A 26,264-nucleotide genomic window follows, 5' to 3' on the forward strand; every position below is an offset into this window, starting at 1 on the left:
AGAAAAGGTACTACACAAACCTTTTCCAAACGCAGGTTAAAGGCATTAAAAAAATAAAAACATAATTGCTTGTCATCCGTTATTATTACAACGCTTTCTTATCATGTTAAACTAAAAATTTTTACCTATGAAAAATGTAAGCACACCGAAGAATAACCCTACAGGACAGGGAAGTTCTATAGCAGACAGAGCAAACCACGATGTAAAAGTCGACAAGAAGATGCAAGGCATTACAAATGGTGGCGGTCAGCGTTCAGACCAAACGTCTAACAAAGATAACCAACGCAAAGTTGACAATAAAAAGTAAGTTATTAAGATGATGTTTAATGTTGGAAGATACAAACCAACATTAAACATCTTCTTTTTTTTCGGTTAATCCCAACTTCGAAAACATCATTTGCAGGGCTAAACCGGTTCGTTAGCCAACGCAATAATCTCTTTTCCCTCAAAAGTCTTTCTTTCGTTATTGTGGCTTAATGTATTAATCATCGCTTGGGCAAGTTCAGTCATTTTACAAAAACCATTTGGAAACAAAGAGCGCCCAATCGGAAACATCCAATTGATGTAGTTATAAAATTTATGCGCAAATTTCTGCTCCTTCATTGGCTTAATAAATCCCGGCCTAAAGTTGAACACCTGGTCAAAAGGTAGCTTCATTAAATCATTTTCAGTTTTCCCCTTTACCTTCTGCCAGTTTAAACGCCCGTTTTCGTTCGTGCCACTACCAGAAACATAACAAAACGTCATGTTTTCGTTCAGTCTACTTAAAGTTTGAGCCACATGCATGGTAAGTGTGTAGGTCATTTTGTAATAAACCTCATCACTGGCGCCAACTGAAGTTATCCCCAAACAAAAAAAACAGGCATTATAACGAGTTAACTCGTTCTCGATTTTTGAGAAGTCAAAAAAATCCTGATGGATTATCTCTATAAGTTTTGGGTGAGTGTAACCGCAGCTTTTACGGTTTACAACCAAAATAGAATCAATTTCCGGGCTGTTTAAACATTGTATCAATACCCCTTCGCCAACCATTCCCGTAGTTCCGGTTATGATTACGTTGATTGCCGGCCTTTTCTTTCCCATAGTAAAATCTTAAACACTAAATTTCCAGTTAAAGTTAATCTTTGTTTGGTTTAATAAACAAACTGTAACTCCTTTTTACATACATGAGGATTTGATAATCGTTCATCTTTCTAATTTCAGCAGCAGTTGGGCGGTATTTTCGAATAAAAGCTTGCAGAGAATCGCCTTCCAACTTCGTTATAACTGAAATCTTTTCGGCGTCAAAACGGTGGTTGACATAATTATTTTCTTCTTCCTTTAACTGTACTTTTTGCAATTTCGATATTGAAGATTTATTTTTTGTAAGTAAGCCAATGGTTTTTAAAACATCCAGACTAATAATTGAAGAGGTTGAGTTTGATACTAAATTAGACCCAAAAGTTGGATAGCGCAATCCTTTTTTAACAAGCATATCTTTCACACTTGGTGCCTTGTAGGCAAAAACATTGGCATAATCCTGTCGCATTTTTAAAGAATCAGCAAGGTAATCCCGCTTAGGCAATACCAGCACGTCATTCAAATTTATAGCAATTGGTTTCAGGTAAATGGTTAGATCTTTAAAGTTATTTTTCAAGTTTAGGCGGTAATTTTCGTAACCCAATTTATTTAGCTGAACAGTTTCGTCTGAACCATTTCTTTGAAACGAAAATTTACCCGTAGCCGTGGTTATAATGGTTTGCTTTCCATAGGCTATAACCACATTATCCACAGGTAATTTCGATGTATAATCCAGAACTTGCCCGTTTATTTGCTGCGCCTGGGTTTTTCCAAGAATAAACAGGAGTATTAAGGTGGTAAAGAATTTCATGGGATGATTAGCTTATCGCTAAAATAGCCTTTTCAATCTTCCTTCATTAAAATTTAACACAACTTAACCATCATCCTCTCTTAATTACAAAAAAAGGCCCCGATTTTACATCGAGACCTTTCTAAACAATTTAACGAATTACCGCATCGTTGGAGGCTTCATTTGGTAATCGTATGGCGGCTGAACGCCAAGTAAATTTTGAACAAAGTAGTCCCATCTTCTTCGCATCATATAAGGCGAATAAGCGCCGTAACCATGTGCACTATTTGGAAAAATAACTAAATCGAAAGATTTATTTGCTTTCTCGAGTGCTTCTACAACCAATAAAGTGTTGTATGGCGGCACGTTATCATCCATCATTCCATGTACAAGCATCAATTTCCCTTTTAGGTTTTTAGCATAGTTTTGATTAGCCTGTGCATCGTAATTTGCATTTTCTACCAAACCATTGTAACGTTCGCCCCAATCATCCTCATAATTTCGGTTTTCGTGGTTACCTGATTCGGAAATGCCAACTTTGAAAAAATCCGGGTAGCGAAACATTGCCGCGGCAGTTGCAAAACCTCCGCCAGAGTGGCCCCAAATACCAACTTTTGTGGTATCAATTGGATATTTTGTGGCAAGCTGCCTAATGGAAGTGATTTGATCGGGAAGCGTATTTTCTGCCATGTTGCCGTAGTTCATGTCGTGAAAACTTTTAGAACGGTCTGGATTGCTCGTACCTTCCATCACCACTACAATAAAGCCCAATTCTGCCAGGCATTGATTATCACCACGTGATGCTGCAAAAGACCAGCTGCCAACACTTCCGCCCTGCGGCCCGGGATAAATGTAATCGATTACAGGATATTTTTTGCTCGCATCCATTTTGGTTGGAGTGAAAACCAATCCATAGATGTCAGTTTTACCATCAGCAGCCTTAACCGATACCGGTGTTGGTGCTTTCCAGCCTGTAGCCACCAGCCGCGAAACATCGGTTTTTTCCAATTCTGTAATTAGCTTTCCATCCATACTACGGAAAACACTAACAGCAGGAACATCGGGTTGAGAATAGGTATCAATAAAATAATTGCCCGAAGGTGATATTGAAACCATGTGGTTTCCGACTTCTGGCGTTAAGTCGACCAGTTTTTTACCGTCGAAACCAATTTTGTAGAAATGCCCGAAATATGGGTTCTTTTTGTCCTGACCGTTGGCAATAAAATATAACGTACGTGTTTTTTCGTCTACTTTTAACAAGCGGGTAACTACCCAGTCTCCTTTAGTTATCTGGTTTTTTACCTTTCCTGAAGTTGCATCATACAAATATAAATGCCCCCAGTTATCACGCTCCGAATACCATAAGATTTCTTTGCTTGCAGGCAAATATCTCCAGTTAATGGCGCCCTGACCAGACTCAAACTGCGTTTTAACAGTTTCTTCAAATACTTCGCGTACTGCGCCGGTTTGTGCATTTGCAATACGGAATTTTTCATTTTTATGATCGCGGGATGTTGATACAAATGCAACTTCAGAACCATCTGCTTTCCAATCTATATCGTCAAATGTGCCACTGCTCGAAATGTCGTCACTTAAAGTTGCACGGTGCGGATCTGGCGGAACATTTAGTGAAATAACCTTCGGTGTTTCCACATCTATAATAACCCTTCTTATGGTTGCAATCTCTTTATCGCCAGGCAGGGGATACTTCCAGGCGCTAAGTTTTGGAGCGCCAACATTTGTCGATACCAGGTACATATCTTTAGATTTGCGTTGGTCTTGCTGAAAGGTTGCAATTTTTTTCGAGTCTGGCGACCAACGCAGAATTGCGCCATCGCTATGCTTCCAGCCCGCATTGTCTGTTGCATAGCCGTAATCTTTAACGCCATCTGTAGTTAACTGCGTTAGTTTTCCAGATGCGATATCCTTCACAAAAAGATTGTAATCCTTAATTAGGATGGATTTTTTCCCATCTGGAGAAACAACTTCTCCGCGGCCACCGCGACGAACGTTTTGCGCCCCACTTCCTCCGCTCTTAAATTCGGTAGTTAAAGTCTTGCTTTTTTTCAAAGGATCAACCAAAAATGTTTGCTCTCCATCAGCAGTCCTTGTGGTATACCAGAATTTATCTCCCTCAAGCCAATTTGGCTGCGAAAAACTGTGGTCGATGTATTTTGCAGTGTTGTAACTCAGAAAACTTTCGGCATGCTCATAGTCTTTAGCAGTTAGGGGGCTACCCTGCTGGGCATTTGCTGTAGCCGCAACTATGCATACGGTTACAGAAAGTAAATATTTATTCATATTAAAGTTTGTTCTTGCGATAAAATTAATACTGTTTTCGATTTCGGAATTAATTTATCAATAATAATACAAAGAGAAAATGAACGCAACTAATAAAAGTTGGTTAAAATGAGGCAGGTTGTACGATTTAGATTTATGAAGTTGCCAGTATGCTTATGATAAAAAGCGGAGAGGGCGGGATTCGAACCCGCGGTACCTTGCAGTACACACGCTTTCCAAGCGTGCTCGATCGACCACTCTGACACCTCTCCGTGTGGGATTGCAAAAGTATATTTTTTATTGATAAAAAAAATGCTCCGGAAATTATTCCGGAGCATTTTTTCATCGAAAGTTTAAAACTTAATCGATAACAGTAATTTTTAGCATATTGGTTTTACCTTTTGCCTCCATCGGGATAGCGGCAGTGTTAATAACAATATCACCTTGTTTAACCAGTTTTTTGCTTTTCAAGAATTCGTTAACTTCAATAATTGTGTTATCGGTGCTCTCCCATTTATCGTAATAGAAGCCTCTTACACCCCAAAGTAAACTTACAGCGTTTAGCAAAGCCCTGTTGCTTGTAAAAATAAAAGTTAATGCTTCCGGGCGGTGACTCGAAATTTCGAAAGCAGTGTAACCGCTTAACGTCATAGAAACGATGCCTACTGCATTTGTTTGTTTAGCTAGAAAACATGCTGAATCACAAATTGCATCACTTAAAAAAGAAGCAGATTTTGGTTTCAAGAACTTATCAGGATTAAACGGATAATTGTTTTCTTCTATGTTTTGAATAATTTTCTGCATCGTTTCGATAACGATTAAAGGAAATTCACCAACCGAAGTTTCGCCACTTAGCATCACTGCATCAGCACCATCCAATACAGAGTTTGCAACGTCGTTTACCTCAGCACGTGTAGGCCTAGGGGTTGTAATCATGCTTTCGAGCATTTGCGTTGCTACGATAACAGGTTTAGATGCAGCTCTACATTTTGCAACAATCATTTTTTGCAATAACGGAACTTCCTCCATCGGACACTCAACACCCAAATCTCCACGAGCAACCATAATACCATCGGTAACGGCTATAATTTCATCGATGTTGGCAATGGCTTCAGGTTTTTCAATTTTTGCAATTACGCGGGCAGTTTTACCACGCTCAGCGATTATTTTTTTAAGCTCGATAATATCTTCCGCCTTACGAACAAAAGATAAGCCGATCCATTCAACATCGTTTTCAAGAACAAATTCCAGGTTTTCGCGGTCTTCCGGCGTTAATGATGGAATAGAAACCTTTGTATTTGGAAGGTTTACACCCTTTCTTGATGTTAAAATCCCGCCATGAACAATTTCGCACACAACTTCATCTTTCAAGTTGGTCGAAATAACTTTCATCTGAAGTTTTCCGTCATCTAATAAGATAATCTCTCCAGCCTGAACATCCTGAGGAAAGTTTTGATACGTAATGTAAATGCGTTCTTCGTTACCGATACATTCATTTGTAGTAATTACGGTGGTTGCGCCATTGATAAGGTTAATACCACCCTCTTTAACCAAGCCGATACGAATTTTCGGACCTTGTAAATCGGCTAAAATACCAACGTTGTAATCATATTTTTTATTCAGTTCGCGGATGGTGTCCAAAACCGCCTGATGATCTGCCTGAGAACCGTGAGAGAAATTTAAACGACAAACATCTAAACCGGCATTAAACATACTATATAATACATCTGGTTTAGCTGAAGCGGGGCCGAGTGTGGCTACAATTTTTGTTCTGGAATGAAAAGGTTTCATTTAATATTTGATTTAGCAATGCTGTTTGTTGTCTCAATTAATTAGCTAAAATTAATTAAACCGCATTAAATTTTATATTTATTTTGTTTTGTACAGTGTTTTATAACCCTCAAATATAGTGTATTTAATACACCAAGTATATAATTTTTATATTACCAAATTCTCTTTCGATTTCAGTTTAGTGGGTTCAATTTTTGCAGCTACCTGTATATCAGGCAGTTTGTTTAATCCGTTTATCAGATAATTTAAATCTTCTTTATCAATAAATTCTTTTATTATGATGAAAAAATCTACATTACTCATTTCCGGAACCAACACGCCATCACTGCTTTTATTACTAATCAGGTAATACTCAACCTCGCCCTGTTCTACAAAAAAGTAGTATTTAGAGAAAGACCAGGCCGGCTCATCAACGTTGAAAAAAATTTCATGATCTTCAACTTTAACAAAGTGTGTGTTTAAACGCGTATTAATTTTGTGGCACAAAACATAATCTTTAAGCGGCGCAGTTATTGCAATCAGTATGAAATCAAGGTCTAAGGTTAATTTTAGATAAGTTTTATTCAAAGCGAAATAAATTATTTACAGAACGAAATTAAAAAACTAATTCTATATTCGCTTGTTATTTGAGAGCCAAAATTTCGGTTCGAAATAAAAACATTTGAAAATTGTAAGAATTTATTTTTCTTTGCACAGAATTATTTAACCATTAAATTATAAAATTATGTCTGATATTGCTTCAAGAGTTAAGGCTATTATCGTAGAAAAACTAGGTGTTGACGAAAGCGAAGTTACGCCAGAGGCTTCATTCACCAACGATTTGGGTGCAGATTCTTTAGATACCGTAGAATTAATTATGGAATTTGAAAAAGAATTTAATGTAGCTATTCCTGATGATCAGGCTGAAACCATCGGTACAGTTGGTCAAGCGATTGCTTATTTGGAAAAAAACGTTAAATAGAATTACGCTTTTTCAGTATAAATGGAATTAAAAAGAGTAGTAGTAACAGGGTTGGGTGCGCTCACTCCTATAGGCAATAATGTTCCTGGTTTTTGGGAAGGATTGACTAATGGGGTGAGTGGCGCTGCTCCTATTGTAGGTTTTGACACTGAAAAGTTTAAAACCAAATTCGCTTGTGAGGTTAAAAACTTTAATCCTGAAGATTTTCTGGAGAAAAAAGAAGCCCGCAAATTAGATCCGTTTGTACAATATGCTCTTGTAGCAACAGATGAGGCTGTTAAAGATGGTGGTTTCGAATTTGAGAAATTAGATACCAACAGAATCGGCGTTATCTGGGGTGCAGGCATAGGTGGATTGAAAACTTTTTTGGATGAAATTTCTAATTTCGCCAAAGGAGATGGTACGCCAAGATACAATCCATTTTTTATCCCTAAAATGATTATTGATATTGCTCCAGGGCATATCTCAATCAAATATGGCTTGCGTGGGCCAAATTTTGCAACTGTTTCGGCATGTGCTTCTTCTACCAACGCAATGATTGATGCATTTAACTATATCCGTTTGGGTATGGCAGATGTTATCATCAGCGGAGGTTCTGAAGCAATTATTAACGAAGCGGGAATGGGTGGTTTTAACGCCATGCATGCATTGTCTACACGTAATGATGATCCTCAAACAGCTTCCCGCCCTTTCGATAAGGACAGAGATGGTTTTGTTGCAGGTGAAGGCGCAGGTACAATTATTCTGGAAGAACTTGAACATGCAAAAGCAAGAGGTGCAAAAATTTATGCAGAACTTGTTGGCGGTGGTATGAGTGCGGATGCTAATCACATTACAGCGCCACACCCCGAAGGTTTAGGTGCCAGGATGGTGATGACAAACGCTTTAAGAGATGCCGGTTTAACAACTGCGGACATAGATTATATCAATGTGCATGGAACTTCTACACCACTTGGTGATATTAGCGAAACCAAAGCCATTGCTGATTTGTTCGGGGAAGATGCCTATCGCTTAAACATTAGCTCAACAAAATCAATGACTGGGCACCTTTTAGGTGCAGCCGGAGCCATCGAAGCAATCGCTGCAATTCTTGCTGTTAAGAATGACATTGTTCCTCCAACAATTAACCACTTTACAGATGATCCTGCATTCGATCCTAAATTGAATTTTACTTTTAATAAAGCGCAAAAACGTGAAGTTAGAGCCGCTTTAAGTAATACATTCGGTTTTGGAGGTCACAATGCTTCAGTAATTTTCAAGAAATACGAAGATTAACAAAAACCCCTGCTATATAATTTTGTATGCTAATTAAAAATAGATAACTTAGTTAAATATGCTGATTAGCCGTTAATTGTGTTATTTATTTAATGCCGATATTAAAATTATATAAACTTTACCTTTCTCCCCAGAAGGAGTTTGTAAAAAAGCTTAAGAACATTCTTGGCTTTATTCCGGGAAATGTAACGCTCTACCAAATGGCGTTCAGACACCGATCTGTGGCTAAAGTTTTAAAGAACGGCACACGCAGCAGCAACGAACGCTTAGAATTTCTTGGTGATGCCGTGCTGGGTTCAGTTATAGCCGAATTGCTTTTTAAACATTATCCGTATAAAGAGGAAGGTTTTTTAACGGAAATGCGTTCTAAAATTGTAAACCGGGCCAATTTAAATCAGTTGGCAAAAAAGATGGGCTTTGATAAGTTAATCCAGTTCGACCAACGTTCGGTTAGCATTCAAACTAAGCATAACTCCATGCTCGGCGATGCGTTCGAAGCCATTATCGGCGCCATTTACATGGATAAAGGCTACAATTTTACTAAAGAATTCCTCTTGCGGAGAATTGTTAAACCGCACATCGACATTCATACACTGGAACTTACTGAAACGAACTTTAAAAGTAAGCTAATTGAATGGTGCCAACGCCATGGCAAAGATGTTTTATTCGAACTCGCTGAAAACGGCGAGGGAGAAAGCACAAAGCTTTTTACAATTAGCGCAATGGTTGAAGGTGAAAAAGTTGGAACAGGCAGAGATTACAATAAGAAAAATGCGGAAAAACTAGCTGCCGAAAAGGCATGCGAAGCGCTTGCTATCTAATTTCTGATTCACGCATTGAGCTAACAAAATATTCGATTACTCCGAAAAAAATCTACAAAGCTACTTTCCTTTTCCAAGTGTATCGGTAAACTTTTTCGACGATTCCTTTATGTATTTGATGTAATCGTAACTGTTCCAATGTTGTGCTTTTTGGAAATCAGGCCGGTAATTTATCATATAGTTTTCAAGGGTATCGCCACGTAATGTTGTATTATTTTTTATGATACTTGGATTAAAGTATACATCAATCTGCGATTGTTTTATTTCATTATCAGCATAGCGACTAAAGCGCCGGGCGTTTTTAGGATCTTTACCAACCAGGTTGTATAAACCGTTTAAAGGGTTAAATACTGCCGACAGAAACGAAGATTTACCACCATTGTAAACACCTTTGTTCTGAAATTCTCTTTTAATATCCGCTAAGTCTTGCTTTTTTGTGTTACCAATAATGGTTACTTCATTTAGCATTGTGCTGCTTCTAACCAGGTAGATAAGAATATCCTGCGTACCATGCACAATAATCCGCTGATCATTGAGATAAGTTTTTGCAATTAATAAGGTATCTCCAACAGCCGCCTTTAGTTGGAACATACCTAAATCGTTACTCGTAACACCAATTTTAGTGCGCTGGTTTTGAATGTTCGCTAACGCAACCCGGGCATTTGCACCCTTTTCAAAAACTACTCCTTTCAAAATAAATTCCTGAGCATTAACAGAAAATGAAGCAGCTGAAATGCAAAGGATAATTAATAAAAGGCGATAGCGAAACTTCATTGCGTGAACTTATTTTTTTGTAAAATTAACAATTGTTAACCATGTAAACTGTTAAAGGAACGTTAATAACTACAGAATGTTTGTATTTCTGCACCAATAAATGTATCGCTTTAGCCGCCTTAATGCTTTAGTACGCACGATTACTGAACAACCGCCTGCGAACCGTAAATTTATTTTTTCTATCTTTGCGCATGATAAAATCCATGACAGGATACGGTTTAGCAACAGCCGATTATGCAAATGCAAAATATAGTGTCGAAATCAAATCGCTCAACAGCAAATTTCTGGAGCTAAATTTAAAATATCCAAAAGCTTTTTCTGATAAAGAACTGATTCTCCGAAACGTTTGCAGCAAAGATATTGAACGTGGAAAAGTTAGTTTAAGCATCACCGTAGAACGTAATTCGGGCGAAATTACTGGCGCAACCATTAATACAGCTTTGCTTGCGCATTATTACAATCAATTAATTTCGGTAAACGAAGAATTAAAGGCGAATAGCTCAAACTTATTGCAAATTGCTTTAACTTTTCCTGAAGTTATCAGCTATAAGGAAGAAAGCGTTAGTGAAGATGAATGGAATCAGTTGTACAAAATTTTCACCGAAGCCTTAGCGAATTTCAACAGTTTCAGAGCAGATGAAGGTGCCGTTTTAAAAGCGGACCTGGAACTGAGAATCAAAAAAATCCTTTCTTACTTCAAATCTGTTGAGGAATTAGAACCGAAAAGACTTTCGGCCATCCGCGATAAATTTACGCAGTTTTTGGATGATGCCGTTGGCAAAGTTAATATCGACCAAAACCGTTTCGAGCAAGAGTTGATTTATTACATCGATAAGATTGACATTACTGAAGAAAAAACGCGATTGAAAAGTCACTGCGATTACTTTGTTCAAACCTTATCAAGTAAAGAGGCAAATGGAAAAAAACTTGGTTTTATCTCGCAGGAAATCGGCAGGGAAATAAATACCATGGGTGCAAAAGCAAACGATGCTCAAATGCAGCAATTTGTTGTTGGCATGAAAGAAGAATTGGAAAAGATAAAAGAACAGTTATTAAACGTATTATAGAATTCTAAAAACTAAAAATCAAAGCTTAGACTTTCGATTTTTAGCCTTTAGTTTTTAGTCGAAAAAAATGAAGCAAGGCAAATTAATCATATTTTCAGCGCCTTCAGGAGCAGGAAAAACCACAATCGTACACCATTTATTAAGTAAGTTTCCTGAACTGAGCTTTTCTATTTCTGCCACAACCCGCGAACTTCGTGGTGCTGAACAGCATGAAAACGACTACTATTTCATCACAAAAGAAGAGTTTTTGCACAAAGTTGCCCGCCAGGAATTTGTTGAGTTTGAAGAAGTTTATAACGGAACTTTTTATGGAACATTACGTTCAGAAATTGAGCGCATTTGGAACGAAGGCAAGCACGTAATTTTTGATATTGATGTAGAAGGTGGCATTCGTTTGAAAAGAAAATATGAAGAAGATGCTTTAGCAATTTTCGTTCAGCCGCCATCTTTAGAGGTACTTAAACAGCGCTTAAGTGGCCGTGGAACAGATAGTGCAGAAAAACTGCAGGAACGTTTTATTAAGGCTGAAAAGGAATTGCTTTATGCAGATAAATTCGATGTGATTTTGAAAAACTACGACCTCACAACCGCTTGTACAGAAGCAGAAAAATTGGTTGGAGATTTTTTGAATGGTTAGCAAAAACTAAATTGAAAACTGGTTTATTCTTCGGCTCGTATAACCCGATTCATACCGGGCACTTAATTATTGCCAATTATATGGCTAACCATACGCAACTCGATGAAGTTTGGCTGGTGGTTTCTCCACATAATCCTCTAAAAGATAAAAGCGGACTAACCAACATGTACGACCGCCTGGAGATGGCGAAGCTTGCAACTGAGCATGCCGAAAATATTCGCGTAAGCGACATAGAATTTGCCCTGCCGCAACCCTCATATACCATTGATACCTTAACTTATCTCCATGAGAAATATCCTGAGAAAGAGTTTGTTTTGATTATGGGTGCTGATAATTTAGTTTCTTTTAAGAAATGGAAAAATTATGAGGTCTTGCTAAAAAGTTATCAAATATATGTTTACCCCCGCCCCGGTGCCGATGTTTCGGAATGGGAAAATCATCCATCAATAACTTTTACAAACACGCCTTTGATGGAAATTTCATCAACATTTATCCGCAAAGCGATAAAGGAAAAGAAGAATGTACAGTTTTTTTTACCCGATAAAGTCGTCGATTTTATAGACGGAAAAGGGATGTACAGGTAATTGCACGAGAATTTCCATCTATATCATCATGGTGCATTCAACTTCAAACCCACGATCGTAAGTAAGCTGGGATTTACTTCAAAATCTGTTTCTAAAAATTAAACCAGAAGCTAATACAACAAAAATATTGTTGGTTTTTTGTGCAGGTCTATTTCTTCTTTACGCCAATTGTAGATGCTTTGGGTTTTGATAAACTCATCGGCTCCGGTCAAATTACTTGCAATGCAAAGTTGCGTATTTGGTTTACAACTCTTTAAAACTTCTTCAAGCATCTGGTTATTGCGGAAAGGAGTTTCGATAAAAATCTGTGTTTGCTTGTAGCGGCTGGCGGACAAATCCAAGTCTTTTATACGCTTGGTGCGTTGTTCCTTATCAATAGGTAAATAACCCCAAAAGGCGAAACTTTGTCCGTTAAAGCCTGATGCCATTAACGCTAACAGGATCGAACTTGGCCCAACCAATGGAACTACTGTAATGCCACGTTTGTGCGCTTCAGCCACAATATCGGCACCAGGATCTGCAATACCCGGGCATCCGGCTTCACTCATTAAACCAACATTTTTGCCAGCTTTAAGTTCGGTAAAAAATTGGCCTAAATCTGTACGGTTGTGTTTGCCATAGTCATGAACAATCAAATCTTTCTGAGGTGTTTTTAACCCGGCTTCTTTCAAAAATCTTCTGGCAGTTTTACTGTTTTCTACAATGTAGGTATCTATTTGATTTATAGTATCGACAAGATAAGGCGTAAAAGTTTTGTGAGCGACCTCCTCGGCCAGAGGAACAGGAATCAGATATAATGTACCGTTTTGCATGATGCAAAAATACTCACAATAAATAGAATTTAAGTTTTAAAGTTTTCGCATTGTACAATATAATGTCTGCCTAAATTCGTGGTGTAGCAAATTTTATTTCTAACTGACTTATTTTCTGCACAATTATACCATGTTTAAAACGTTAAATAATAGTTAAATATGCCCTGCAACGCAATATATCGAAGAAAAAATAAAAACTATGCTTGCATATTAAACCAATAACGTTTTTGGTTCTCTAATTGATACACACACATTAGGTTATTAAAATATAAACACACAAATGAAAACACTGAAAACTACGGCACTTGTGCTGGGGCTGTTTGCGCTCCTTGCCGGAACCACCACCCTCGCCAGGGCACAGGGCTACGAAGAAAGTTACCAGGATGATGGTTACAGCACTGGTAATGTTTCGCTTCAAACGTTTTACGACGAATTGTCTCCTTACGGAACCTGGATTCAAGACCCACAGTATGGTTATGTGTGGCGCCCTGATGTAGATCAAAACGAATTTCGCCCTTATTACACAAACGGGCGTTGGGCGATGACAGAATACGGCAACACATGGGTTTCCAATTACGATTGGGGCTGGGCGCCTTTCCACTATGGCCGTTGGGTAATTAATAGCTACAGACAATGGATTTGGTTGCCGGATACCAACTGGGGACCTGCATGGGTTGATTGGAGAAGCGGAGAAGGTTACTATGGATGGGCACCAATGGCACCGAGCATCAATATAAATTTAAGTTTTGGCCGCCGATACAGTGTACCTGAATTTTGCTGGAATTTTATTCCTCAGGCAAACATATACATTAACACTTTCCCAAGGTATGATTACGGACGCAACAATGTTTACATCCGCAACACCACAATTATTAATAACACTTATGTTTACAACAGAAGAAGTTATTATGGTGGACCAAGACTGGAAGATATCAGACGGGCAACAAACAGAAATGTAACCGTTTACAGATACGCACAAAGCAACAGACCCGGCGCCAGCAGGATAGACAACAGATCGGTTTCTATTTACAGACCAAGACCAGAGCGTGGAGCAGTTGACAACCGAAGTGCTGCGCCAAGGAAATTTGAGCAAGGAAATGCAGGTTTCAGCAGAAATGGAAGAAACGACAACAATTACTCAAATCGCGATCAGCGAGGTGGAAATAATAACGACAACCGGTTTGGGCAGCGCAATGATAATAGAATGTCTCAACCTAATCGTGGGGAAAACGGAAATTTAGATAATCGCAGAGATAATAATAACCAACAAAATAACAGAGCTGGTGTTTATAATCGCGATGCGAATGGAAGAACTGAACGTGCGAATCAGGATTTTGGTAATGCAGAGCAACGAAACAGGCAATCTGCCGACCGTACGCAGGCACAAGGAAAACGCGATCAGCAACGTATCCAGCAGATGCAACAAAGAAATCAGCAGGATAGAATGAATCAGGATCAGCAACGTGGTCAGCGGGATGTGCAAATGCAACAACGTAATGAGCAGATGCAGCAACGTTCTCAGCAGGCAGAGCAACAAAGAGCGCAACGCGATCAGCAAATGCAACAACGAAATGAGCAGATGCAACAACAGCGTTCTCAGCAGGCAGATCAACAAAGAGCGCAACGCGATCAGCAAATGCAACAACGCAATGAGCAGATGCAACAGCAACGTTCTCAGCAGGCAGATCAACAAAGAGCGCAACGAGATCAGCAAATGCAACAACGAAATGAGCAAATGCAGCAACAGCGCCAACAGCAAGCTCAACCGCAACAGCAAAGTCGCGGGGGTGGTGAAAGAGGCTCAGAAGGCGGAAGGCCTGGCAGAGGTGGAAGAGGATAAAATTTTGAAAGCCCCGATGAGCATCGGGGCTTTTTTTTTTGCAAGGGTTAGCTACGCTTGCCCCGCTGCTTCGTGGAGATTACTAAAATCAATTCCTCTAAAAGTGGTTTTTGCATCTGGATGCAGATTTTCGGGATCTAATAAAAATGTTGTTAACCCCAATTCCAAACCAAACCTGATTTCAGAATCAGCGTCATCGCCAATCACCATAATATCATTAGTGTTAAGGTTGTGTTTGCGAATTAAAGCTTCGAAAGCATCTTTTTTAGTTTGATCTGAAGTGGTGACATCAACAACATAAACTTCTTCAAAATCATCTGCTATACCAAGCATTTTCACTTTTGTAGTTTGTTTTTTGTAAAACCCGGCTGTAACTATGAATTTTCTGCCTTTAAGCGATTTTATAAAATGATAATCTTCACCCGGTGTTAATGGGGATGTCACTTCACCATTAACCAGGTATTTAATTGCATTATCAATAGCCTCTTTTTTAAATCCGAATTTCAGCGCTACCTTTTGAAATGGTACCCTAAGCATTTCTTTCTTTGCCCGCTGATATTCTTCGTCAGAAACACCTAAATCCTGCTCCTCCAACACCTTGTACAAGCCGCTCATCAACTGTTCCTCGTTGGGTTTGGTGAAATAAATTGTATTGTCCAGATCGATAAAAAATATGCTTTTCATTGTGGTTTGGTTTTTGCGTTGTTAAAAAAAATAAAAACAGCAAGAGCTAATTTATGTTTAATAATTAAAGAACTACAATTATGACAAAGGAAACAAAAATTATAGTAGGCGTTTTAGCCGGCGCAGCATTAGGTGCAACAATCGCATTAGCATTATCATCTGATTCTTCAGACGAATTGAAAGGAAAAGTATCTGATTGGTTTAGCGATTTATTGGATTCATCAAAAGATAAACTCGCGGGCCTGGCTGACAAGGCATCAGGTGTAGCAGATAAGGTTAAAGATAAAATGGCTGATATAAAAGCTTAAATAATTGGAGATGCCGGATAATTCCGGCATTTTTATTCAATTATAATTTCTAACCATAAACAATGAAGATAACTTTTCATGGTGCAGCACGTACAGTTACGGGCAGTAAGCACCTAATTACGCTTAAAAATAACACGCAAATACTATTAGATTGCGGCCTTTTCCAAGGCATGGGCCAAGTTACCGATAAACTTAATGGCTACTTCGGTTTCGACCCAAAACAAATCACATATCTTATTCTTTCGCATGCACATATCGACCATTGTGGTTTGTTACCGCGATTGGTGGGCGAAGGATTTGAAGGAAAAATTTTCTGCACATCGGCTACAATGGATTTAGCCAGAATATTAATGATGGATTCTGCAAAAATCCAAACGCAGGATGCTGAATTTGCCAACCGACATTTAAAACCGGGGCAGGAAAAAGAAGAGCCATTGTACACAGAAGATGATGTTGTGAAAACTGTAGGCAATATGAAGATTGTTGAATATGAGGAAGATTTCGAGATTGAGCCGGGCATTCGCCTGAAATTTACCGACGCCGGACATATTCTGGGAAGTGCCGCAGTTCATTTAACAATTGCCGAAGATGGAAAATCAACAAGGATAACCTTTAGCGGTGATGTAGGCCGCTATGGCGACTTACTTTTAAAAAGCCCGCAACAGTTCGATCAGGCAGATTTTATTTTGATGGAATCTACCTATGGCGACTCTTTACACAAAGATTTAGAGCCGATAGAAAATATGCTGCTTGAGGTTATCAATAATACCTGCAATATAAAAAAAGGAAAAGTTATCATTCCTGCATTCAGTGTAGGGCGTACGCAGGAATTGCTTTATGCCTTAAACGGACTGGAGTTAAAAGGTAAACTTCCAGATGTTGCTTATTATGTTGATAGTCCACTATCGTCAAAGGCAACAGAAATTTTAAAAAATCATCCTGAGGTTTACAATAACGGTGTTAAAGAAACACTGAAAATTGACCACGATATTTTTGGTTTCAAAGGGCTCCGGTTTATTGAGTCTGTTGAGGAATCTAAGGCGCTGAATCAAGATCCTCGGCCTTGTGTAATCATATCAGCATCAGGCATGGCCGAAGCTGGCAGAGTAAAACATCACATCAGAAACAACATAGGCAACCAAAAAAATACAATTTTAATGGTTGGATATTGTGAACCGTCATCGCTAGGTGGCCGGTTAATTGCCGGACAAAAAGTTGTAGACATTTTTCATGATGATTACGAGGTTCGGGCCGAAGTTCGTTCAATTAAATCTATGAGTGCCCATGGGGATTATGAAGATTTATTGAAATTTTTATCCGGTCAGGACCCCGAAAAGGTAAAACAACTTTTTTTAGTACATGGCGAATACGAAGTGCAGCAAAATTTTGCAACGAGATTGAGAGAACACGGATTTAAACATGTTGCAATTCCTGATTACCATCAGGAGTTTGAACTTGAATAAGTATCCGGAGATATAAATCAAAATTTTTACAGGCGGATAAATTTCGAAGCTTTACTAACGAAAACTTCGAAATTTGTCCGCTTTTTTATGGTTTTCGCTTCTTAAGCTTTCTGGTTATCTTTGCTGCATGGATGTTTTTGGTAAAGCGCTAACAGATTTTTACAAAACCGGTAAAGCCGATGTGCTTTGGCTTCACAACTCTTACGATGAACCGGAAGAAATGCCCATAGATTTTTTCTTTCGTGATGATGAGGAAATGCCGGTTATGGAACTTCAGGCATTACAAATGTGCAGCGGAAGGGTTTTAGATATCGGCGCTGGCGTGGGCAGTCATGCCCTGGTTTTACAAGCTTTCAATATTGATGTAACCGCAATTGATATATCCGAAGCCGCAGTGCGCATTATGGAAGAACGCGGGGTAAAAAACCCGCTGTTGCAAGATGTATTCGGTTACGAAGAAAAATTCGATACACTTTTAATGCTTATGAACGGCATCGGATTAACAGGAACATTAATAGGTTTTAAAAATTTTCTAATGAAGTTGAAAAGCCTGCTTAATCCGGGCGGACAAGTGCTTTTCGACACCTCAGATATTGCTTACCTCTACGAAGATGCAGCCAAACCTGAAAACCAATATTACGGAGAGGTTTCTTACCAATACGAATATCAGGAAGAAAAAGGCAGCTGGTTTAACTGGCTCTATATCGACCCTAGAACGGCAGTGTTAATTGCCGAAGAAACGGGCTGGTTGAGTGAAATTATTTTCGATGATGGCGAAGACCAGTACCTAATTAAACTAACACTGCCTGGATAAGCTGAAATTTATTATTGAAGCCGGTTAAATTTGTGTGTTGCAGTTTTAATTTAAAGAGCGCACAAGAAATTAAAAAGGCTAAAACAAAAATCCTCCTCCAGGTTGCTGGAGAAGGATTATGAGCGTTTAAGAACACTTAGCGTAAATCGTTGTAGTTTATTATTTTCACGTCAGGGTTTTTAGCTAAAATTTCTTCCATCCAGGTTCTGTGCGCTGCTCCTACCCCAACCACAACTCGTTTTGCGTTTTTTATTCTCGCCTGGTTTATAATGTTTTTGCACATACCTGCATTTCTGTTTGTCCACTCTGCCACCATTTCTTTCAGCGCTTCAGTCGGGAAACCATGGTATCCGTAAAACTTACGTCCGCCGTAAAAATTCCACGCTTCAATTAAGTCGCCATATTTTGAACTATTCATGCCGGCATATTCGTCGGCGTTAAATTGTTTTGCCTCAGCAGGTGCATAGGTCCAGTATTTTTCTATTGCAGTCATTGTTTTTGCTTCGGGCGATAAGGAATCTGCTTTGGCTTTCGAGTCCATTATTTTATACAGGGAATCTGTTTTTCCCCATGCCATGCCCCATGGTTTATCATATGTCTGGCAATCCATATTGTAAATCTGGTTTTGGCCAAGTTGGAAAATCAGCGGAAAATAAATCTTGTTGTACTCGCTTCCTGGCCTGATAACACCCAATTTCTTTAAAGAATCTATACTGCCGAACATTTTTGAGTATTCAGCCAATTCTTCCTTACCAAATTTAGGTTTCATATAATTTTCCAGCACAAACATCTGGTAATCGAAGTTTCCCCTATCCCACATTTTAGCATATTCTACAGCCAAATTCATTCTGGTTTTGTGGTAATAAGGAAAGGAAGCCAGTGCCTTTTGATTTCGTGCTATTTCTTTGGCAATATTTTTCGGTGTTTCAGGGTTAAGCTTATTAATGTAATCTACTTTTTTCGCAAATGCTTTTTTTGCCCAGTTATCGTCTTCCAGTTTTGCATAATCTTCGGCAGGCAAATATTCTCCAAAAACCATATCTGGTTTAAAGTTTTTTAGCTTATCAATAACTGCTGTAAAGTTTTGAACTGATTTTGAATTATCGTGGCTGGATGCAACTACAACAATTTCAATTTGATTTTGAGCATTTGATTTGAATGCAGTTGCGATTAGAATTAACAATGCAAGGCTGATTTTCTGTATCGTTTTCATGATGACTTTGGTTTTGATTTGTTGATTCAAAGATGCGCACAGAATAAAAAGTGGCATATTTTATTATCCCAAAAGGTTAAAACTTTATCCAAATCGGGAAAAAGCTAAAAACGTATTTCATAACGAAAAAAAGGTAACTCGAATTGGGTTTGGGTATGTTCGTCCAAAAAATCAGTTGTTAAGTATGATTTTGTTGAAGTTTACTATCAACCTAAACAAATCATTATACTCAGTTAGTGGCAAAGTTTCGGGTTTATCAAATACATCATGGTACGCCGCGATTCCGCCTTGCGTGTAAAAGAAAAAAGCAGGAACGCCTTTTTCGGTAAAAAAATAATGGTCACTATTTGCCGCTTTTCCTCTCGAATTTATTTTAGAAATGAAGCCGCTTTCCTGGCTAACCTGATTTAAAATTGAAAAGGCTTTCGGATAAATGCTTGCATTAACAACGGTCATTCCACTTTCTCCCGTTCCCACCAAATCCAGGTTAATAAGAAATTTTATTTTACCCAGGGGGATAAGCGGATTTTCGGTAAAATACCTGGAACCTAACAAGCCTGCTTCTTCTCCGGCAAAACAAATAAATCCGATTGAATAAGGTTGCGCATTTGCAGCATAAAATTTGGCGAGGCTTAATAAAGTTGCAACACCTGCTGCGTTATCATTTGCACCGGGGAAAAAAGTTTCCGCTCCCATACCACCCAAATGGTCGTAATGGGCGGTTATCAAGAGCATCGAATCGGGGTATTTTGTTCCTTTTACGTATCCGATAATATTACTTGCTTTAAAATCAGAAACAAATTTATTCTCGATATCCACCTGAATTAATTCAGGGTTCTCTTTGAAGAAATTCCTGTTGATCTCAATTTTAGCTATTGAAGAAACCTGGGATGCAACCGACCAGGTTAACTTATCTTTCAAAAAGACCTGTAAGTTTGAGCCGCCATCATATAGAGCTGAATCAATTTTCGTCAGTTTTATCTTTTGATTTAAGGATGGGCTTTCATTATTTACGATAAAATCTTTTCCGGGTGTTAGTTTTTTACCATTAACTTCTACAAACATTTTACCGGGAAAAGTATTAACGGGATAGGTAAATTCCTGCTTATAGTTTTTGCCGATGGGCAGCAAGCCAATTTTTTCGTACTCAGCAGCCAAAAAATCTGAGGCCTTTCCCATGCCATCTTTAGTGTAACCCCTGCCCCAAAACTTTTTTGAGGTTAATTGATTAATGGTTTTACGCACATAAGCCGAATCCTGACTATAAACCTTGGCAAAAGTGAACAAAAAAAATATTATGAAAAGATGCTTCAACGTAGAATATTTCATGCTGGCAATTTAAACATTGTAAACAATTCAATAGTAGGATAAATAGAAAAGGCAGCTAAATTTTTAGCTGCCTTTTCGGAAACATATAAGTCAAACTAATTTACAAGATATGCTTGCAATGCCGCTTTAACTTTTTCTTTATTCTGATTTGCTGACCATTTTTCTTTAATCGATTGGTCGCCGAGGGTAAACAGCGTTTCGTAAAGTAATTTCCCGTTGGCCATCGTTTTCACTTTAAACGTATCGCTTCTGCCGATAATGTCGGCCCAAACGCTCCGAACGTCTTCCCAATAGTTTTTCTGAATCTGCCACCACTTCTTCGCATAGTCGAACTTTTTCGGGTCTGTTTTAGTAAATTCTTCATAGCCTTTTTCCACAGCCAGAAGTTTATCTCCATTCACTGTACGGAGCACTTTCTTATTGTCCTGCTCAAACATCCAACCCTCTTTGGTAATGGTAATTCTGCTACCGCGATTTAATACATTGTAATCTTTTCGAACAGTCGATTCTCTTCTGGGAAGTGGAGAATCGGTTTCGCTAGACCAGGAATCATGGCCACCAACGTGGCTCCAGGTTCCGTAACCCTGGTACCGCGGACTATCATCAACCTGATAAACTTTTTGAGTCCATTTTCCTTTAACATCTGCAGCAGTTAAATTCCCTTTTTTCCATGCATTATCTTGCGTGTATAGCATAATGTTGGCGTCTTCATAAGTCCAATCTTGCCGCCAATGCTTAATTACTGTGCTGTCATCAATGGCTAACATATGTTGGATAACGATTCTTTTAGGCTCATCAACAATAATTTCAGCCCATTCGTTACCATGACTTCGGTAAGGTTTACTAAATGTGTAATCCGGATTTGGAGAAGTTACTTCGCCGTAATTGAAGTTCACTTTGTAAAAACCTGCTAAAGATTTAATCGCCTTTCTGTCTTGCTCTAATTTCTCCTGAGCGTTAGCACCGGCTGTTAAAAGTACGGTAAGTAAAAGGAACAGATTTAAGATTTTCATAACGGTTTATTTGATTGTTGTGGTCATTTTCTTCTTTTTCTTATTTCTTCCGATCCAGATTAAAACACCTGTAACTGGCATGCTTGCCGCAATCAGGCTTGCGAAGAAAGCAATTATCTTACCTGGCAAACCAGCTATTGAGCCAACGTGTATATCATAGTTCATGCGGTAAATTTTGTCGGCAGCACTTGTATTTTTAAATTTCCCAAAAGCATGCTTAACTTCAATTTCTTTAAAAGTATGCTGATCAAAATACCTGTAATCTGTTTTCCAATACGTTTCAGGATCAGGGTTTTTGGCAACCTCTATGGAAGCCTTTTCATTTTCAGGCACATGAACATCAAGGCTTCCCTGAAATTTTGGGTCGGCTTTTACATACGATTCCCAAATTTTATCGGCCGCCGGTGCATTAACTTTTAAACTGGAATTTTTTGTGGTATCAGAAAAGGCTTCGCTAAATTCGGTTAAAGATTTCCCGCCGGAGGTTACAAAATACACCGATTTTGAAAACCATTGAAAACCCATTACCATTCCAGTTAAGGCGATAAAAATTATTATCCAGGTGATGTAAAAACCCAGTACGTTATGAAAATCGTAATTTACGCGGCGCCACTTTGCATTCCATTTAACTGTAAAACGTTGTTTTGATGCTGCTTTATTTTTGGGCCACCAAAGAATTAATCCCGATATCAACAGCAAAACAAAAACTAAGGTTGCGGTGGTTAAAATTGGCTGCCCGATGTTCGGCGGCAGCCATAGATAGTAATGGCCCATGATAACAATTCTAAAAAAATCATCATCCATGTTTTTCACCTTTAGCACTTTACCCGTGTATTGATTAACAAAAACGATGTAATAATATTCGGGTTCGAAATTGTAGTAAACAACTTGTGCGCTATTTCCAGGCTGATAATTAATGCTGTGCGCATGTTTACCAGGTAAGGCCTTATCTGCAATTTCCTTCAGTTTTGTTGGTGGCAACAAGGCTTTGTTTTGCACTTCGAGCTTTCGGTAAGGCTGACTAACGTTTTCAATTTCCCTTTCGAAAGCAAGAATACATCCCGTAATCCCTAAAAAGCAAACAAATAGCCCGGATGTTAATCCGAGCCAGAGGTGGATTCTGCCCACCCAATATTTAAAGGTTTTATTTTTCTTTTTTTCAGACATCGATGCTGATTAAAATTTATAAGCAACACTTACTCGGTAGTTTCTAGGTGCTTCTGCTTGATAGTAATAAGCGTTTAAATACTGGTAATACGAGCCGCTAAATAAATATTTGTTCAGGATATTAAAGGCATTACCTGTAATTTTGAATTTCGAATGTTCGTAAAACAATCCGCCATCAAGCTTAAAATAGTTTGGCAGCTTTTGAAGCCCGACACTCCACGTGTCTGTTGCGCGGCCGGCCAGGTAGGTAAATCCAGCAGAAACGCCAGAGCCTTTGAGTGCACCATTTTGAAGCGTGTAAGTTAGCCAGGCATTTGATACATGTTTGGCGAAACCCGGGATAACATCGCCAACATTAATTCCTGTAACGCCCGGCGTAACTTCGGTAACTTTCGAATCTGTATAAGCATAGTTTGCAATCAAGGTTAAACCATCTGTAATTTTACCTCTTATATCGAACTCAATGCCCTGCGATTTTTTTTCACCTAAAACTACGCTGAAATTTTGCCCTGGCGAGTTTGTTGGGTCGGCAGTTAATACATTTTGTTTAAGTATTCTGTAAGCTGATAAAGTTGTGTTCCACTTTCCATCGAACCAGTCTTTCTTAATTCCGACTTCATTATTCGTTCCGGTAATTGGCTCAACTTTACCGCCATTGCGGATTAAGCCGCTTTGAGGTGTAAAGGCTTCATCATGAACTGCATAAATTGCGGTGTTTTTATCTACCGAGAAACTTAAACCAACTCGAGGCGTAACTTTTTTAGCTTTATCTGGCGCAGCTCCCCAAGCCGACTGACTTACAAAAGTATAGCGACCGGCTAACGTTAAACGCAGTTTATTATCAAAAAAGCCTAATTCATCCTGAGCATAAGCACTCAAATACTTCGAATCCATTAAGCCGCCGGCATTAATTGCCCGCTGTTGTAAAGATGTAATTCTGTCGAAATTCGGGAAACCATTTGCCGGGAAACCGAAATCTGGATTATTCAAATCAAAAGGCGAAGAAGGCAGGTCTAAATCATGCGACTGACCCCAATCGGCCATATAATTTTTCTTACCCCCATCAAATCCAGCCAAAATTCTGTGGTTGACACCGCCTGTTTTAACCTGGCCATTAATAAATAGTTGGGCAAGTTTCATGCTGCTGGCCGCATCCCAGATGGCAACATTTCTGATAATTGTTCCATTTGCATTAACCGCAGATGGCCAGGAACTGTAACCTACCTGGCTATAGTTGAAATACGCAGCCTGAGCCGTTAATTTCCAGTTTTCGTCGAAATTATGTTGTAAGTTTAGAAATAAGCTTTGGTCGTTAATACGTGTTGGAGGCAAGTCGGGCTGGGTCATGGTTGCCTCACGGGGATAAGTTGCATATCCCTTCGGAGAAAAAATATAGTACGAACCAACTTCAGTCATCTTTGCATTTTGGAAAGTATATTCGGCAGTAATTTTGGTTTTATCTGTAAGCTGATAACTTAACACAGGTGCAACACTATAACGGTCATTTTGCTCATAAGGGCGGAAAGAACCTTTATTTTGCACCGCGGTATTTAGCCTGAACAATAATTTTCCATCACTGGTTAATTTATGATCAAAATCTACAGTTGTTCTGTACAAATCGAAGCTGCCAAGCGTAAAAGACACTTCGCCCCTGTTAAATCCGGTTGGCTTTTTTGTTACTACGTTATACAAACCGCTTGGGTCGCCGTTACCGAGCATAAAACCAGCAGGCCCTTTAACAAATTCAATATGATCTACAAAACTCATATCTTCGGTAAGCGGGCCCCAAAACGAGGAAACAACATTAAATCCATTGCGCATTGCCTGAATTTGAGAACCACGCATCGTAATATTTGTATACATATCGCCCCAATGTTCTACCCGAACGGCGCCGCTAACATTTCTAATTAAACCATCGCTCATACTAATAATCTGCTGGTCTTTTATTACCTGATCACTTACTGTTTGAATGTTTTGAGGCGCTTCGAGCAGTGGCTCGTTTAAGCGCAGCGATGCCGATGGCAGACTAATTTTATATCGGTTATTTTTTCCCGCGATTGTAACCTCTTCTAAAGCCTGGTCATTTTCAGATAATACAAAGTCGATGGTTTTAGTTTCACCGGCCGCAACGGTTACTGGTTTCTCCGAAGCATTTATGCCAACCGCCGAAGCTTTAATGGTGTAGCTTCCCGCCTTAACCCGATGAATCGTAAACTTACCGTTATCATCAGTTAATGTACCATTTCCATTTCCTTTCAAACCAACCGAAATGTAGGCCGCGGGCTTGCCGTTAGCAGTTGTAATGGTACCCTTTATAGTCGAAAATTGCTGTGAAAAAGCGCCGAGGCTGAGAAACGAAATAAAAACTGAGAAACTGAATAGTCTAATTGTATGCATCTTAAATTTATTTGGATTAATTCTAAACAGACGCAAAATAACGATAGAAAATTTTATTATCCAAATTATTTTGAATAATTCTAAATAAGAGTGTGTAATTGATACAATAAGCCTGGCTTAATACGTCTGTATTTTAGAACTATAGGAGATTTTAAAGAATTTTTGTATTTCAAATTATTGCTTTGTATAATTTTCGACATAAAAAAAAGGTTGCCTTATTGTAAGGCAACCGCAAAATATTGTTGTTTATGGTGGAGAAATCAGGCTATTTCACAGCTAAAACCTGTAAGTTCAAACTTCTTTCAGTATCATTTGCAGGTGTAATCAACCCTCCACAAATAACATCATAATAAGTTCCTGCCGAAAAAGTTGCCTCGGTTTTAGTTGTTCTAACTATTCCGGAGGCGGTTTCTTTAGCATCCAATGAGTAAGTACCCGGGGCTACTTCTACAAAACTGCCCGCAGTTTTGAAGGCTTTGTTTGCGCCATAAGAAGTGGTAGTTCCGGTTTTTATCAGGTCTAACGCCGGTGCATCGGCCGACAGATTAATAAACCTGATGTAGGATTTATCCGCAGAGCCACCATTAAGGGACTCATTAATCAGAAAGCCGTCTAGTTGCCCGGGTTTATTGATTAAATAGTATGAATAACTTGCACCGGCATTCATTGAAATGTCTTTGCTAAGCAAACTTTCTATCGAACTTCCACTGGTAAATTTTAAATTATAAGTGCCGGCCGGCCTGGAAACGTAAGAAATTGAACCTGCAAATGGCAGAGCTGCCGAATTGAGTGCGTTACCGCTTAAATAAACGTTATAGGTTGCTAAGGATGGAGATGCGTTTATAATTCTTAAATACGACATTGTGATATCGGCATTTTCCGTTTTGCCGCATGAGGTTAATGCAGCCACTGCTGAGCATATTAAAAGTACACGAAAAGAGATTGCTTTGAGATAACTGAAAGTAGAAGTCTTCATAAATTTAGGGATTACATTAAGTTTCTATTAAAACGGATGTGCTCATATATTCGCTACAGCCGAACAAATATCAGTGTTAAATACCAATGAGAATGTTAAATCTTGTTAAGCACATGTTAAAATTTATTAAGGATTTTCTTCCCCGAAAAACAAAACAAACAATTGCCTGTTCATATAAAGTTTACTTAATCGTTTACTAACCTTAATGT

General features: G+C 38.7%; 25 protein-coding genes and 1 tRNA gene. 11 read left to right on the top strand and 15 right to left on the bottom strand.

Going from position 1 to position 26,264, the window contains the following annotated elements:
* Positions 1–127: 127 nt before the first annotated feature.
* Positions 128–307 carry a hypothetical protein gene (locus AC0IWT_RS14400; RefSeq protein ID WP_056869591.1) on the top strand — a complete coding sequence of 60 codons (180 nt, stop codon included), beginning with the start codon at positions 128–130 and terminating at the stop codon, positions 305–307.
* A gap of 98 nt (positions 308–405) precedes the next feature.
* Here AC0IWT_RS14400 and AC0IWT_RS14405 read toward each other — a convergent pair whose 3' ends face one another.
* The 6 genes from AC0IWT_RS14405 to AC0IWT_RS14430 form a co-directional block, all read right to left on the bottom strand.
* Positions 406–1,083 (bottom strand): Rossmann-fold NAD(P)-binding domain-containing protein, encoded by a 678-nt coding sequence (locus AC0IWT_RS14405; protein ID WP_471797677.1) that lies wholly within the window; start codon positions 1,081–1,083, stop codon positions 406–408.
* Between the two features lie 34 nt (positions 1,084–1,117).
* Complete coding sequence (locus tag AC0IWT_RS14410; RefSeq protein ID WP_471797678.1) at positions 1,118–1,870, bottom strand: hypothetical protein; 753 nt, start codon at positions 1,868–1,870, stop codon at positions 1,118–1,120.
* Positions 1,871–2,008: 138 nt separating this feature from the next.
* Positions 2,009–4,150 carry a S9 family peptidase gene (locus tag AC0IWT_RS14415; RefSeq protein ID WP_471797679.1) on the bottom strand — a complete coding sequence of 714 codons (2,142 nt, stop codon included), beginning with the start codon at positions 4,148–4,150 and terminating at the stop codon, positions 2,009–2,011.
* A 166-nt stretch (positions 4,151–4,316) separates the two neighbouring features.
* A tRNA-Ser gene (locus AC0IWT_RS14420) sits at positions 4,317–4,401 on the bottom strand.
* A gap of 88 nt (positions 4,402–4,489) precedes the next feature.
* Entirely contained in the window at positions 4,490–5,920 is a 1,431-nt protein-coding gene (gene pyk, locus AC0IWT_RS14425) for a pyruvate kinase (RefSeq protein ID WP_056869587.1), read from the bottom strand.
* A gap of 147 nt (positions 5,921–6,067) precedes the next feature.
* Positions 6,068–6,487 (bottom strand): IPExxxVDY family protein, encoded by a 420-nt coding sequence (locus tag AC0IWT_RS14430; RefSeq protein WP_056869586.1) that lies wholly within the window; start codon positions 6,485–6,487, stop codon positions 6,068–6,070.
* A gap of 157 nt (positions 6,488–6,644) precedes the next feature.
* Between AC0IWT_RS14430 and AC0IWT_RS14435 the strand changes: the two genes are divergently transcribed.
* From AC0IWT_RS14435 to rnc, 3 genes are all read left to right on the top strand, one after another.
* Positions 6,645–6,881: an acyl carrier protein gene (locus tag AC0IWT_RS14435; protein ID WP_008508386.1), complete on the top strand. Its 237-nt coding sequence runs from the start codon at positions 6,645–6,647 to the stop codon at positions 6,879–6,881.
* A 21-nt stretch (positions 6,882–6,902) separates the two neighbouring features.
* On the top strand, positions 6,903–8,156 hold the full coding sequence (gene fabF, locus AC0IWT_RS14440; RefSeq protein ID WP_471797680.1) for a beta-ketoacyl-ACP synthase II: 1,254 nt from the start codon (positions 6,903–6,905) through the stop codon (positions 8,154–8,156).
* A 92-nt stretch (positions 8,157–8,248) separates the two neighbouring features.
* The gene (gene rnc, locus AC0IWT_RS14445) at positions 8,249–8,977 is read left to right on the top strand and encodes a ribonuclease III (protein WP_056869584.1); all 729 of its coding nucleotides are present in this window, start codon (positions 8,249–8,251) and stop codon (positions 8,975–8,977) included.
* Positions 8,978–9,037: 60 nt separating this feature from the next.
* Here the strand turns inward: rnc and AC0IWT_RS14450 are convergent, their stop codons facing one another.
* Positions 9,038–9,751 (bottom strand): peptidase associated/transthyretin-like domain-containing protein, encoded by a 714-nt coding sequence (locus AC0IWT_RS14450; protein ID WP_471797681.1) that lies wholly within the window; start codon positions 9,749–9,751, stop codon positions 9,038–9,040.
* A gap of 203 nt (positions 9,752–9,954) precedes the next feature.
* Between AC0IWT_RS14450 and AC0IWT_RS14455 the strand changes: the two genes are divergently transcribed.
* The 3 genes from AC0IWT_RS14455 to nadD all read left to right on the top strand — a co-directional run bounded on the left by AC0IWT_RS14455 (position 9,955) and on the right by nadD (position 12,039).
* Positions 9,955–10,818 (top strand): YicC/YloC family endoribonuclease, encoded by an 864-nt coding sequence (locus AC0IWT_RS14455; RefSeq protein WP_471797682.1) that lies wholly within the window; start codon positions 9,955–9,957, stop codon positions 10,816–10,818.
* 67 nt (positions 10,819–10,885) lie between these two features.
* Positions 10,886–11,455, top strand: a complete 570-nt coding sequence (gene gmk, locus AC0IWT_RS14460; RefSeq protein WP_056869581.1) for a guanylate kinase — start codon at positions 10,886–10,888, stop codon at positions 11,453–11,455.
* 11 nt (positions 11,456–11,466) lie between these two features.
* On the top strand, positions 11,467–12,039 hold the full coding sequence (gene nadD, locus AC0IWT_RS14465) for a nicotinate (nicotinamide) nucleotide adenylyltransferase (protein ID WP_471797683.1): 573 nt from the start codon (positions 11,467–11,469) through the stop codon (positions 12,037–12,039).
* Positions 12,040–12,149: 110 nt separating this feature from the next.
* Here nadD and AC0IWT_RS14470 read toward each other — a convergent pair whose 3' ends face one another.
* A complete protein-coding gene (locus AC0IWT_RS14470; RefSeq protein ID WP_056869579.1) occupies positions 12,150–12,851 on the bottom strand; it encodes an SAM-dependent methyltransferase in 702 nt (233 codons plus the stop codon).
* A 280-nt stretch (positions 12,852–13,131) separates the two neighbouring features.
* On the opposite strand from AC0IWT_RS14470, the gene AC0IWT_RS14475 reads away from it, so the two are divergent.
* Positions 13,132–14,691, top strand: a complete 1,560-nt coding sequence (locus AC0IWT_RS14475; protein WP_471797684.1) for a DUF6600 domain-containing protein — start codon at positions 13,132–13,134, stop codon at positions 14,689–14,691.
* Between the two features lie 51 nt (positions 14,692–14,742).
* On the opposite strand, the gene AC0IWT_RS14480 is transcribed toward AC0IWT_RS14475, so the two are convergent.
* Entirely contained in the window at positions 14,743–15,375 is a 633-nt protein-coding gene (locus AC0IWT_RS14480) for an HAD family hydrolase (protein ID WP_471797685.1), read from the bottom strand.
* A gap of 80 nt (positions 15,376–15,455) precedes the next feature.
* Here AC0IWT_RS14480 and AC0IWT_RS14485 point away from each other — a divergent pair, with 80 nt between their 5' ends.
* The 3 genes from AC0IWT_RS14485 (at position 15,456) to AC0IWT_RS14495 (ending at position 17,960) form a co-directional block, all read left to right on the top strand.
* Positions 15,456–15,683 carry a YtxH domain-containing protein gene (locus tag AC0IWT_RS14485; RefSeq protein WP_471797686.1) on the top strand — a complete coding sequence of 76 codons (228 nt, stop codon included), beginning with the start codon at positions 15,456–15,458 and terminating at the stop codon, positions 15,681–15,683.
* 62 nt (positions 15,684–15,745) lie between these two features.
* Positions 15,746–17,146 (top strand): MBL fold metallo-hydrolase RNA specificity domain-containing protein, encoded by a 1,401-nt coding sequence (locus AC0IWT_RS14490; protein WP_471797687.1) that lies wholly within the window; start codon positions 15,746–15,748, stop codon positions 17,144–17,146.
* Between the two features lie 73 nt (positions 17,147–17,219).
* Positions 17,220–17,960, top strand: a complete 741-nt coding sequence (locus AC0IWT_RS14495) for a class I SAM-dependent methyltransferase (protein WP_471797688.1) — start codon at positions 17,220–17,222, stop codon at positions 17,958–17,960.
* 136 nt (positions 17,961–18,096) lie between these two features.
* On the opposite strand, the gene AC0IWT_RS14500 is transcribed toward AC0IWT_RS14495, so the two are convergent.
* The 6 genes from AC0IWT_RS14500 to AC0IWT_RS14525 all read right to left on the bottom strand — a co-directional run bounded on the left by AC0IWT_RS14500 (position 18,097) and on the right by AC0IWT_RS14525 (position 26,055).
* On the bottom strand, positions 18,097–19,173 hold the full coding sequence (locus AC0IWT_RS14500; RefSeq protein ID WP_471797689.1) for a DUF5694 domain-containing protein: 1,077 nt from the start codon (positions 19,171–19,173) through the stop codon (positions 18,097–18,099).
* Positions 19,174–19,344: 171 nt separating this feature from the next.
* Entirely contained in the window at positions 19,345–20,502 is a 1,158-nt protein-coding gene (locus AC0IWT_RS14505) for a M28 family metallopeptidase (protein WP_471797690.1), read from the bottom strand.
* Positions 20,503–20,597: 95 nt separating this feature from the next.
* Positions 20,598–21,515 carry a DUF6607 family protein gene (locus tag AC0IWT_RS14510; RefSeq protein ID WP_471797691.1) on the bottom strand — a complete coding sequence of 306 codons (918 nt, stop codon included), beginning with the start codon at positions 21,513–21,515 and terminating at the stop codon, positions 20,598–20,600.
* Between the two features lie 6 nt (positions 21,516–21,521).
* Positions 21,522–22,682, bottom strand: a complete 1,161-nt coding sequence (locus AC0IWT_RS14515; protein ID WP_471797692.1) for a PepSY-associated TM helix domain-containing protein — start codon at positions 22,680–22,682, stop codon at positions 21,522–21,524.
* Positions 22,683–22,691: 9 nt separating this feature from the next.
* Complete coding sequence (locus tag AC0IWT_RS14520) at positions 22,692–25,079, bottom strand: TonB-dependent siderophore receptor (protein ID WP_471797693.1); 2,388 nt, start codon at positions 25,077–25,079, stop codon at positions 22,692–22,694.
* A gap of 265 nt (positions 25,080–25,344) precedes the next feature.
* On the bottom strand, positions 25,345–26,055 hold the full coding sequence (locus AC0IWT_RS14525; RefSeq protein ID WP_471797694.1) for a DUF4397 domain-containing protein: 711 nt from the start codon (positions 26,053–26,055) through the stop codon (positions 25,345–25,347).
* Positions 26,056–26,264: the final 209 nt, after the last annotated feature.

The sequence above is a fragment of the Pedobacter sp. AC464 genome, from assembly GCF_979253075.1.